General features: G+C 41.1%; 5 protein-coding genes. 3 read left to right on the top strand and 2 right to left on the bottom strand.

The genetic code is table 11. The annotated features are described in order from the left end of the window. The first annotated feature begins 17 nt into the window (after positions 1–17). The gene (locus ACTHJT_RS06765; protein WP_440237240.1) at positions 18–800 is read left to right on the top strand and encodes a hypothetical protein; all 783 of its coding nucleotides are present in this window, start codon (positions 18–20) and stop codon (positions 798–800) included. On the opposite strand, the gene ACTHJT_RS06770 is transcribed toward ACTHJT_RS06765, so the two are convergent. Both ACTHJT_RS06770 and mfd read right to left on the bottom strand, forming a co-directional pair. Beyond that, the gene (locus ACTHJT_RS06770) at positions 797–2,053 is read right to left on the bottom strand and encodes a sensor histidine kinase (protein ID WP_440237241.1); all 1,257 of its coding nucleotides are present in this window, start codon (positions 2,051–2,053) and stop codon (positions 797–799) included. The genes ACTHJT_RS06765 and ACTHJT_RS06770 overlap by 4 nt on opposite strands. 119 nt (positions 2,054–2,172) lie before the next feature. Beyond that, complete coding sequence (gene mfd / locus ACTHJT_RS06775; RefSeq protein ID WP_440237242.1) at positions 2,173–5,541, bottom strand: transcription-repair coupling factor; 3,369 nt, start codon at positions 5,539–5,541, stop codon at positions 2,173–2,175. A 511-nt stretch (positions 5,542–6,052) separates the two neighbouring features. Between mfd and ACTHJT_RS06780 the strand changes: the two genes are divergently transcribed. Together ACTHJT_RS06780 and ACTHJT_RS06785 are read left to right on the top strand one after the other, a co-directional pair. After that, a complete protein-coding gene (locus ACTHJT_RS06780) occupies positions 6,053–10,690 on the top strand; it encodes an Ig-like domain-containing protein (RefSeq protein ID WP_440237243.1) in 4,638 nt (1,545 codons plus the stop codon). 6 nt (positions 10,691–10,696) lie between these two features. Further along, entirely contained in the window at positions 10,697–12,763 is a 2,067-nt protein-coding gene (locus tag ACTHJT_RS06785) for a hypothetical protein (RefSeq protein ID WP_440237244.1), read from the top strand. Positions 12,764–12,826: the final 63 nt, after the last annotated feature.

Here is a 12,826-nt window from a genome sequence, read left to right on the forward strand (position 1 = left end):
TCAGAAAAAGAACATTCATGAAAAACTTTTTCGTGCTGCTGGTACTATGCATAAGCTGCAATGCTCCGGCCCAAACAGACCATACAGCTGCGCATAAAGCAGCAGATACACTGGCAGCTAAGCCAATCGCTTATGCGCCGATACTGAAGCAGAATATTCCGGATTCGTCTGACAGTAATTTTTTAATTTTATATCAGAAATTAAAAACGAAAATTACATCAAAGCGGACACAGCTCTATCAATGCTATCTCTCCGCTGCTTCACAAACCGCCAGGAAACAGGCGCTTGACTCTGCACGGATATTTTTACATGCCGCCCTCGTAAATAATGTTTTTCCATTCTGGTATGGCACCGCCTGGGATTTTAATGGTACCAGCAATGAGCCGCAACGCGGACAAATAGCCTGCGGATATTTTGTTTCAACTACCTTAAAACATGCAGGCTGTAACCTGAACCGGTATAAAGTCGCCCAGCAATATTCGCATTCGATTGTTAAAACGCTTTGTTCGGATGTAAAGCGGATCACATCGGTTGATGAGCTCATTGCTTACGTTTCAGGCATGCCTGATCAGCTCTACGTTGTAGGACTTGATAATCACGTAGGTTTTATTTCAAAAAAGGATAATGAAGTAACGTTTATCCATTCAACGTTTGTGGGAGATGTGTGTGTAATTTCTGAACGAGCAGAGACATCTCCGGTATTAAAAAATTCGAACGTATATGTGACGGGAAGTTTAACGGCGAATGATACCCTGGTGCTGAACTGGCTGACGAACGCTTCGATAGCGGTTATTTATTAATCAAGCGGACTGTCGGCGGCAAGCGGGAATTCTTTGGAATCTTTCAGATCCGGAATGACAATGGTAAAAATAGAACCGACCCCTTTTTCAGACCAAACGGTGATAGAACCTTTGATTTTACTAATGGCTTCTTTGGTAATGTACAAGCCAAGTCCGCTGCCTTTGGTCTTTTCATCAGTCTTAAAGAACATGTCAAAAATCTTTTCCATGTATTCTTTATTGATACCCACGCCGTTATCGGTAATGGATACTTCTATGGAAGGGTAGTTATTTTTTACACGAATATGAATCGTTTTATCCAGTATGTTCGGCTTGGCATAACGGAAGGCATTTGAAATAATGTTATTCAGGATCATGCGTAAGCGATTCTTATCCGTATAGATTTCGCCATCGTATTCGCACTCTACAACAACTTTAACATTCTCATTGTAGATGGAATTCATTTCAATGGAATTGTAGATCTCGTCTTTGATGGAAAGGGGTGAGATTTCTACGCCTAATCGGTTGTTCTTTAAATAATTCAGAATATCATAAATAAAGTTGTCAAGCCTGCGCAGGCAGGCTTCTTTCAATATTTCATAATACCTTAATTTTTCCTGGTCCGTTTCCAGTTTACTGATCTCAATGAGCCCCAGGGCTGAAGCGATCGGTGCACGCAAGTCGTGACTGATGCTGTACACCAGATGATCCATTTCACTATTTGTTTTCAGCAACTCAGCGTTTTTATTTTCAATTTTTGATTTTGAAATCAAAATCAGTTTTTGAGAGATCGAATGATCGCGGATGATGAACCATGCAAAGAAACCGCATTGTGATAAAGCACATAAAAAATTGATCTTGCCATTGGTGTTTGTAAAGCCTTCGGCCAATTGCCTGGTGGCTTCAGTTGCAGGCTGGTTTACAAAAAGCAAATAAGAGCAGAGTGTAATAGGCAGGAACATATGAAACAGAATAAGCACAATATTTCTGTTATCGATAATAAAAGGAATACCAATCAGCAGGGGCATATAAAAGCAAAATACCAATGAAGACAAGCCCGTCTGAATGCACTGCACGAATACAAGAAAAGAAACCGTCAGGACGATTAGATTAGCAGCTATGTTGGTATGTCCTTTTTTATTTAAAAAAAAGCAAAAAGCAAAAATGACAAGAATAAGCGATACCATTAATAAAGTATCAGTAACCCAATAAATAATTTCAGGAATGGTTGCAACAAAAACAATGAATGAAGCCCCTTTAATCAGATAATCCAAAAGCCGTTGACGCTTTTTGTAACTCTCTATTATCGGGTCTTTGAAAGTTGTTTCCAAGGTAGATCAGATTAAAAATTATGTTCTCTAAGTTCAACAAACTTTTTTACATCTCCAACCTTTTACCGTGATACAATTGCGGGGATTTGCATTTCCTTCAGCAAATGCAAAGCTTTTTCAATAGATTTAATATCAGAGATAATAAGAATTAACTTTTTGTTGATCTCTTTCATTTTACAAATGTTATGGTGTGACTGAACATATGTTAAGATATTACCAAATACATCTGAAGTATAATAGCTTGTGCGCTCTGATGGTACAAACTGACAACGCATCACATCACTTTTGATGGTTAGTTTTTCAAAGCCTAATTCCTGTGCGAGCCAACGTAGCCTGATGGTTTCTGTAAGGTCAATTACTTCTTTAGGCAACGGTCCGAACCGGTCTTTTAATGAACTTACGAAGCCTGCCAGTTCATCTTCATTTTTAATATTATCAATGGTAGAATATAATGAAAGTCTTTCAGAAATATTGTTCACATAATTTTCAGGAATGAGAATCGACAGATCGGTTTCGATCACACAATCCTGAACAAGATTTTTTAAACGCTGCTGATCCAGTTCATCTTTGAACAAATCAGCAAATTCAGTTTCCTTTAACTCCTGAATGGCTTCATCTAAAATTTTATGATACATGTCAAAACCCAGGTCGGTTATAAAGCCGCTTTGTTCAGCGCCCAGCATGTTACCGGCACCGCGGATATCCAGGTCGCGCATGGCAACCTTAAAGCCGTCGCCCAGGTCTGAGAATTCTTCCAGCACACTCAGGCGTTTTCTGGAATCACCTGTTAAAGCGGATACTGAAGGTGTCAGCAGATAGCAGAACGCTTTTTTATTGCTTCGCCCTACCCGGCCGCGCATCTGGTGCAAGTCAGACAAACCAAACATATGTGCGCCGTTGATAATGATGGTGTTGGCATTTGGTATATCCAAACCAGACTCGATAATATTTGTTGATACAAGAACATCGTACTCGCCTTCCACAAATTTCAGCATCACTTCTTCCAGCTTATCACCTTCCATTTGTCCGTGGGCAAATGTAACACGCGCATCCGGTACAAGTTTCTTGATCAGGAATGCCATGCCTTCAATGTCCTTCACGCGGTTGTATACAAAGAATACCTGTCCGCCACGTTTTAATTCAAATGAAACAGCATCACGGATAAAGGCTTCATCAAATACATGAATCTCTGTGGTAACGGGCTGTCTGTTTGGTGGTGGTGTAGCGATGATTGAAAGGTCACGAGCACCCATCAGCGAAAAATGCAGTGTTCTTGGTATTGGTGTTGCGGTAAGCGTAAGTGTATCAATATTGATTTTAAATTCCCGTAGCTTTTCCTTTACCTTCACGCCAAACTTCTGTTCTTCGTCTATGATCAGTAAACCTACGTTTTGGAATTCAACATCTTTGCTGATCGCGCGTTGTGTACCGATCAGGATATTGGTCTTACCTTCTTTTACCCGTTTCAGTGTTTCCTTTACCTGGCCGGCAGTCTTAAAGCGGTTGATGTATTCAACCACACAAGGGAAGCGCGACAAGCGGTCTCTGAAGGTTTTGTAATGCTGCATGGCCAGAATGGTTGTTGGTACCAGAACAGCAACCTGTTTACCATCACACACCGCTTTGAAGGCCGCACGTACAGCAATTTCTGTTTTACCAAAGCCAACATCTCCGCACACCAGTCTGTCCATAGGGTGTGGAGACTCCATGTCTTTTTTTACATCCGCAGTAGCCTTGGTCTGGTCGGGTGTATCTTCATACATGAAAGAAGATTCCAGCTCTACCTGCAGGAAAGAATCAGGAGAGTAAGCAAAGCCCGGTGCCGCTTTACGCTTGGCGTACAGCTGGATCAATTCTTTGGCAATGTCTTTTACCTGGCGCTTGACTTTTCCTTTTTTGTTTTCCCAGTCACCTGAACCAAGCTTGGACATAACAGGCATTTGTCCGTCTTTACCGCTATACCTCGAAATTTTGTGTAAGGCGTGAATGGATACAACCATCAGGTCATCATCGCGGAATACCAGTCGGATGGCTTCCTGCACATGGCCATTGTTTTCAATCCGTTCCAGGCCCGCAAAGCGTGCAATACCAAAATCCGCATGGGCAACAAAATCGCCCGGCTGCAGGGTACGCAATTCTTTTAAGGTAATGGATTTTGATTTTGAATACCGTTCTTTCGTTTTGTATTTATGAAAACGGTCGAAGATCTGGTGATCGGTATAGCAGAGTATGTTGCGTTGCAGATCTATAAATCCTTCACGCAGCGAAATATTCAGTTCATCGAAACGGATATACGGATCAAGCTCTTCTAATATAGAATGGATACGCTGGATCTGCTGATGCGATTCGGACGCAATGATGATCTTGTAGCCCTGGTTTACACGCAGGCGCAAATCATCTAACAATAGGTTGAATTCTTTATTGAAGGATGGTTGCGGTTTTGCCTCGAATTCAAAACGTTCGTTATTGGGTAAGTAGGTTTGTGAACCAAATTCTATGATTGAAAACGCGGCGATACTTTTTTCAAAAGATGTTTTATCTTCAAACAAGGCGTCGGGAGATGTGATCAGCGCGCTGCTGCCGCTTGACGCAAGTATCGTGTCAAATTGAACTTCAACTTTTGAAAATGATTCTTCAATGATCTCACAGGTAAGTGCGTAATCTTTTATCCAGATCGCCGCGTCGGAAGGAAGAAAGGTAAAGAGTGCTTCACGTTCTTCTTTCAGCAGGCGTGTCTGTACGTTAGGTGTTATAGATAAAACAGGGATTGTATCTACGGAGAGCTGCGATTCGGGGTTGAATGTTCGGATGCTTTCGATTTCATCCCCAAACAATTCGATGCGGTAAGGAAGCTCGTTCGAATAAGAAAAGATATCGATGATCCCGCCGCGGATGGCATACTGCCCGGCTTCATAGGCAAAGTCGTTGCGCTCAAAGGAATAGCTTTGTAAAAACTCTTCCATGAATTCGCGATTAAGCTTTTCGCCAACTTTTGCAATGAAAGTATTTTCAACCAGCGAGCGTTTGTTGATTACTTTTTCAGAAAGTGCCAGGGGATAGGTAACAATGAAACAAGGCTTGTCCTGGTTGTTGACAATATAGTTGAGTGTTTCGGCACGTTGTAAAATATTTGCATTTTCAACCTGCTCATAGTGATATGGCTTTTTATAAGAGGCCGGAAAAACAAAAACCGGCTGTCCTAATAATTGCTGCAGATCGTTTTGGAAAAAATAAGCTTCGTCTTTATCATTTAAAATAAAGAGATGCGACCGCTTGTCTGTTTTGGAAATCGCAGCAGCAGTAACAGCATCCAGACTGCCGGATAGTCCTTTTAAAAAGAGATTGTTAATACCCCTTTCCTGAAGCTTTTGCTTCAGTAGCTGGAAATGAGAGTCGTTCTCATAAACACTCAACAGCTCAGTAACCTTCAAAACGGGAATGCTAGTTTGAACACAAAAATACAATAAATAAGGGCTAAACGGAAGATGTTTTTGCAAGGAAAAGTTCAAAAAGCTATACCTCTTCGCCGCCGGGAACTAAGCACCGGATGGGTTAATCTATGAAAAGTGGGAAGCGATAAATTAATAAGAAGGAATGATATTATGATGAAACCGCGAAAGAATTTTTAATTGTTTAAATAGGATTTTATAAAGAACACTTTGATCGAACTTCATATAAAGTGAAAATAGCATGTTCAAACTTACATGTATCATGAAAATATGTTATTAGGTTATAAGCATACTTAGAAATAGGTGCTTTAGAAATAAATAACTGTTAAATAACTAATTATAATTTATTACATAAAGAGGCATGGTATTTTTCAACATATTTTGTTCATAGATCTAAAAAAATTGGGTATAATATCATACATTTGTATTTAATTCATAAACTATAATTTTAATACAGGCCTTCGAACGTGCCTTATTTTAATCAAAAACACGAATGAATTTTACTACTGGTTCAATGCTGTTATTGCGTTTTTTTACTTTTGATAATAAAGCGGAATATATTCTCAAAGTTGCAATAATCTTATTTGTTTGTTTTTCATCAAACATCTCCTCAGCCCAGATAAATGCATTAGCAAAAACGCAGCGCACGCTTTCTTCTGCGCAGACTGTAGTAAGTAAGGCCCAGGATTATGTTGGTATCATCGATGGCGCTGTTCAGAAAGTAAAAGACAATAATCTTTATAAAGCATTAGTCGACGGTAAAGAATTTACTTTTCCAATAGCGATTATTCCGCCTTCGGGAGATAAGAACTATGCGATCGTGATCAACAAAGTTTTTATGGATCCGGATGGCATGTATGCGGAAGTATTTTTGAAAGTTCCTGTTTCATCAGATAAACAATTATATTTTTTAGCGGACCGTGTGCCGTATAGCCGTACAGGAGGTTTTGCGGGTGACCTGAAATTGTATTTATTAAAAACAGATTCCTTTCAGGTTGGTAAGGGATATAATGTACAGTTTGACGGATTAGAGAAAGCTGGCGAAGACAAAAGCTGTTCAGTAACATTTAACTGTAAGGGATTTAAAGAAGCTACACTGGCAGGTGCAATCAACTTTGATCAGAGAACCATTGTAACAGATCAGGATACCAAAGGGAAATTGTCTGTCTTGTATTATGTAAACGTAGACAAGTTTTCAAACTTAATTATTCAGGTAGATCAGATACCGACATTTGAGTTTACAAACCTGCCGGGTTTTAAATGCTCTGTGCCCAAATTTACACTTGATCACAGTGATCTGAAAAATGCTCCGTCCTTTACATTACCAACCTGGTACAAAGATTCAGTAACAGCGATCATTAATAAAAACAGCGGCGGCGCTGCTGCAGACTTATCTACGAGTAATGCCGTTGATGGTCCGCAGTGGCAGGGCATCTATATACCCAGTATTACCATTGACATACCGAAGGCCTTTAAGGAAAAAAGTCCGAATGAGGTTGTAGTCATTGATTCAAGAGATCTTATCATTGATGGGAACGGGTTTACCGCGCTTACAAGTGCGAAAGGAAAAAACAACACACCTTTTTATGACGGAACAATCAAGAGCTGGGAATACCGGATTGATTCACTGCGCCTGAATTTAATTGCGAGCAGCCTTTCTTCAGCGGGTTTTTATGGAGGTATAACATTGCCGATCAGTAAAAAAGAAACGCAGGTAGACTTCGGACTTTTACTGACAAAGAATATTGCCGACAGCGACATCCGTTATTCCGGTTATGTGGGAGTTGGTACGATTGACGCGCAGGCATTCGGCGTCGCTAAAATACGACTGGATCATACACTAATAAATTTTAATTACTACCAGAAACAATTTACACCTACTGTAACCATAACAGGTAACCTGCGGCTTACTCCTAAGAAAAAAGGTGAATCCGATGGTGCCAAACCTACGGCAGGCTTTGGATTGGATTTTGCAAACTTAGTGATTGGTTCCAAAGCTCCTTATATAAGCATTGATACAGCCAATGGCGGTTATTGCCAGATGTCTTCCTCCGGACAGGCTTTGTCTAATTTCCCTGTTAAGATTACCGCTGCAAAACTTATTACCGAACCGGGTGGTCAACGTTTGGGCTTGAGAATAACGCTGGTTGTTCAGTTCCAGAAATCCGGCAGCGGAGACTCGGCACCACCTGCAGCTACAGCCAGTACAGGAACAGCTCCTAGCTCACCTCCGCCTGCGGCTCCTGCAGCACAGTCAAGTGAAACCGGCGGTGATGGTTTTGGCGGTACTGCAACATTTACCATATGGACAAAACGGAATGCTTCTACAGGTAAGTGGGAATATGATGATTTTTCTCTGGACAAGATCGTTATCAAAGTTGACAACGATGCCTTTAAACTATATGGAGAGCTAACAAACTTCAAAAACGCTAAAGTATATGGAACAGGTTTCTGCGGATATATAAGCCTGACCATCATGAAAGGTAAACTGAAAGTAGAAGTGGCCGCTATCTTTGGAAGAACAGGAAATGAAGCCGTACCGGATATTAATACAAACATAAATCCTGCGGCATTGACTGATGCCACCGACAGTTACCGATACTGGTTTGTAGATGCGGGTGTTACACTGCCGGTGATTCCGGTAGGGCCGTTTGTCGGGATCAACGGCTTTACAGGGGGATTGTATCACCACATGGCTATGCAGACACCAACGAGTCCGGCTCCGGATACGGACGTAGAATGTAAAACAACTTCGGGATTATACTACCTTCCGGATGATGGTGTCCATCTAGGTTTACTTGCTGGTATTGGTCTGCAGTCTGTGCCTACTGATGCAGTATTTAATGGTAAGATCAACCTTGGTATGGAATTTAACAACAGTGGTGGTTTGCTTACATTCTCATTCTTCGGGGAAGTTACTATTTTAACACCTCCGGTACAGGCCCCTGCAGTAGCGGATATGAAAGGGAAAATGCAGCCTGATAAACTGAGTGGTCTGTCAACACCAGCGAACCAGAAAGCAATTAAAGATGAAAAGCCATCAGAGTCGACCGGTTCTGTAAGAGTAAAATGGTTTACACAATATGATTTCAGAACAGAGACCTTCATCGGGGATTTTGATGTTTTTGTAGATGTAGCAAGTGTTGTTAAAGGTGGAGGCCCTGATAACAGGGCGGCACATATTGCTGTCTTATTCTCTCCTCAAGGAAAGTATGTATACATGGGAACTCCGTCAGATCCTGCTTCCATTGAAGTAATTGATCTGTTCGAATGCCAGGCATATTTCTGTGCGGGGAACGTATTGCCAAAACCACCGATCATGCCGTTGCCAGACGAGTTTGGTCCGGCACCAATCGATTACAATGCGATGGAAACCGGAGCAGGTCTTTCTTTTGGAGCGCGTGTAAGCATTGATGGTAAATTTGGTGGTAGTGCTGACTTTTTGGGCTGTTCGGTAGAACCTTATGCTGAACTATGGTTAAAGGCCGGCTTTGATATTCTGTTGACACAAACATCAAACCCGGTTCAATGCCAGGATGGTCCGAGAGGGGTAAACAATTGGTATGCGACCGGACAGGCATTCATCATGGGTGGAATCAATGTAGGTTGTAAATATGACTGTACGATTAAGTCCGGTGATTTCACATTGGTTTCGGCTTCTCTTTCTGCATATGTATTTGCGCAATTACCAAAACCAAGTTATATGGTTGGTTCTGTTACAATCGAATTTGAATTATTGGATATCGTTGGCGGTAGTGCAACATTCAAAGTTAAGTTTGGTGACGAATGCACCAAACCTGAAAATGATAAAAACATTGTATTCATAGAATCGATAACCCCAACCAGCGGCTCATCCAATATTGCGGTTACAGATAATGTAGTGGTAAATTTTGTCAAACCGATTGAGAACTTCAAGTTCTCGTTGCCTGATGAAAATGACGGATCCAAAATGGTACAGTACAGAGGCTTCGTTGGGCCGAATAATGTAACCCTGAAATCAAATGGAATACCCGTTCCATTCACATTTAAATGGAACAGTTCAAAAACAAACCTTACGATTGTTCCTTCCAAAACTTATGCTGAAAATGCTACGGTTGAAGTAATCGTAAAAGTGGACCTGCAATACTATGCGAACGGACAGTGGACTCCATCAACTAAAGTGGAGGTAGATACTTCAATCTTTAAAACGAAGTTTGAACCGTATAAGATTGAAGTAGCCAATGTGGAATATGCCTATCCAATGGTGGGCATGGAGAACTATTACAAAAGCGAAAGTAATAATGGATATATAAAATTATTGTCTGTGCCGAACAAGCCGATGCGCCTTGCTCCGAATTTTTCATACAAGATTGTATTCCTTGAAAGTGGCAAGGAAGTCGCATCCGTAGCAAATGTCACGATGGATAAGACGCCCGGGAGTGATAACTTTACTTACATGATTCCGAACGGTGTTTTCCAGAACAGCAAATCATACACGTTCCAGCTGAAAAAAATATGGAACACCGAACAAACCAGGGATACCGGAGTGGAAGGTGACGATACGAAAACAATAGGTACTTATGCGCAGACTCCGGAAGATACTATTATTCTGGAGTATGACTTCACAACAAGTAAATTCAGTTCATTCGCACAAAAGATTGCTTACTACAACCAGCCATTGATAGAAGCATCCGGATTAAATGTTGTGCATACACTTGCCCCGAATCAGAAAGATGTTGATGCAGGCAGCGCGGAAGGGCTTTCGACGCTGGAAACAAACGGTAAAAAGGTTTTAAACGTAACCTACTCGCGTGAATTGGTGCGGGGCATTGGTGCTGACTTATCACAAGGCTTTTTAAGCGGCCAGCAATTACCGGATAGTATTGACTACAGTTATTTCTCAAACAAACTTCGCGTGCAGTACGATGTGTTCAGTGAGCTTAAACGCCTTAATGATCAAAACAGAGCTGCGGGTATCGTTTGTACCGTGCAGCAAAGCCAGGCAAATTGCAGTGCCGGCGGCGGCTCTTCAACATTCCCTAAAGGATCAACTTATTATTACAGGTTAGGATATTTCTTACCAGGGAAAGATATTAAAACGTCTGAAGTAGTTCTTAGCTTCACATTACCAAATGATGTTACGGTTCAATAAATAGAAATGAAAAAATTAATAGGAGTACTTTTATTACTTGTCTTTGCTTCCGCTTCATTTGCGCAGGGTTTGGACAGTATTGGTTTGATCTCAAATGTTTCAGCTGATAAAGTTCAATTAAAATGGCTGCCTTCAAATTATAAAACCTGGGTAGAAGGTATTAATAACGGATATATGATTGAGCGTACGGAGGTAAAGGCAGTAAACGGTAAGTGGGTAATTGTACAGAAAGAAACGCTTACTGCAGAACCATTGAAACCATGGTCGTCTGAAAGAATAACGGAAGAAGCAAAAACCAATCGGGATGTGGAGAATGCAAAGATTGTGATTGCCACACGCATCATGGAAGAAAATGCAAAACCTGCAACATCTCTCTCTGCTACATCTGAGCTGCAGTCTCAAAAGGATTACCTGCACGTAATATCCTTGCTGGGGAGTTTGCTTAAAAATAAATCTTCTGAAGCAATGGGTTTATACTATGAAGATAAAACAGCCATAACAGGTAAAATTTATTTTTATGAAGTAACATTAAACAATGCAAAAAAAATAAAAGCTCGAACCGTAGTAAATACAGGTGTACCGGAAGTATTACCCAAGGTACTGGGTTTTGATTATAAGAATACAGACAAGTCTGTTGAATTGTACTGGATACAGCCGAAGTACTCCGGTTATTTTGCTTACAACATTTACCGTTCAACAAGTAAGGGGGGAACGTTTGAGAAAGTAAACAAAGACCCATACATAGGTGAGGTTGCTATTACAGCAGATGAAAAACGCATACGGTATATTGATTCATTTCCGGAAATGAATAAAACATACTACTACAAAGTACAAGCTATTAACGGGTTTGAAAAACTGAGTCCGTTTACAGAAGTGCTAACGGTGAAGTCATACGCCTTTCTTTCGGCAGCGCCTACGATTACCAGCTCGTTCTCTCCGGATAATTCTGCGATTGAACTGGAATGGATTGTGCCGCCGGCAGATGTGGAAAGTATTACTTCATTTTCCGTGTGGACCGCAAACGAACCGCTTGGACCGATGACTAAAGTGAACACGAAGCCGATAGACGGAAAGATATATAAATATGTTGACCAGACACCGGGCAAAGCAGTGTTCAATTACTATAGAGTATGTTCGTACGGCTACTTTAAAGATTCCATCTGTTCGTTGGTTAAAGAAGGATTCCTGGTCGATTCCATTCCACCGGCACCGCCAACAATTGTTACCGGTATTTGTGATACCAACGGAGTGGTAACGTTGCATTGGAAAAAATCCAAAGAAAAGGATATCTACGGTTACCGCGTGTACCGCACATTCTACAAGCATCATGAGCCGATCCGGAGAACCGATACAACCATCTTTGATACAACGTTTGTAGAAACCGTTGACTTGAAAGCCGGCTGGAAAAAAATGTATTATGCAGTAGTTGCCGTAGATCAGGTATATAATGCATCTTATATCTCACCTTACTTTGAAGTACCGCTGCCGGATAAAATTCCACCGATCAACGGAATCTTCACCAATTATGAAGCAACGTATTCAGGTATTTTGCTGGAGTGGAAACCAAGCCCTTCAAAAGATGTGAAGTATACCTATATCTATAAAAAATCCGAATTTGATTTTCAGTGGGTGCCGGTTGCAAAGCTTACAGGCACAGATGCACTGCAGCGGACAAAATTGCGTGATACGCTTACACAATCCAACGTATGGTATGAATATCGCCTGGTCGTGGAAGATTCTTCAGGCCTGCAGTCAAAAGATGAACAGCGCCTGCGTATACAGCAGCCGGAGAAAGATCCCTTTCCTGTGGTGACCAATCTGCGCGCGGTGATGAGCAGGGAAAATAAAATGGTTAAGCTTTCATGGGACTTTAATAAACCAGCGAAAGGATTTAAGATCATGCGTTCTCAAAACGGAGCGCAGGTTGAAACCTATGAATTTGTTGCAGGTACGAAGAGAGAATACTACGATACCTGGCTAACTACCAATACAGAATATTCCTATGCGATTATTGCAGAACTGCCTGATGGCAGAATCTCTGTAATGAGTACAGTCATTAAAGTAAAATACTAACCGGCAATACCTAAGCGCAGTTTAGCTATGCGTTTAAGCGAATGAAAAATTTAACACACAGAA

The sequence above is a fragment of the Cytophaga sp. genome (assembly GCF_051961495.1).
In the GTDB taxonomy this organism is placed as follows: domain Bacteria; phylum Bacteroidota; class Bacteroidia; order Cytophagales; family Cytophagaceae; genus Cytophaga.

Coding starts and splice junctions, on each gene's coding strand:
- ACTHJT_RS06765 (WP_440237240.1), top strand. CDS start 18: ATGAAAAACTTTTTCGTGCTGCTGGTACTATGCATAAGCTGCAATGCT.
- ACTHJT_RS06780 (WP_440237243.1), top strand. CDS start 6,053: ATGAATTTTACTACTGGTTCAATGCTGTTATTGCGTTTTTTTACTTTT.
- ACTHJT_RS06785 (WP_440237244.1), top strand. CDS start 10,697: ATGAAAAAATTAATAGGAGTACTTTTATTACTTGTCTTTGCTTCCGCT.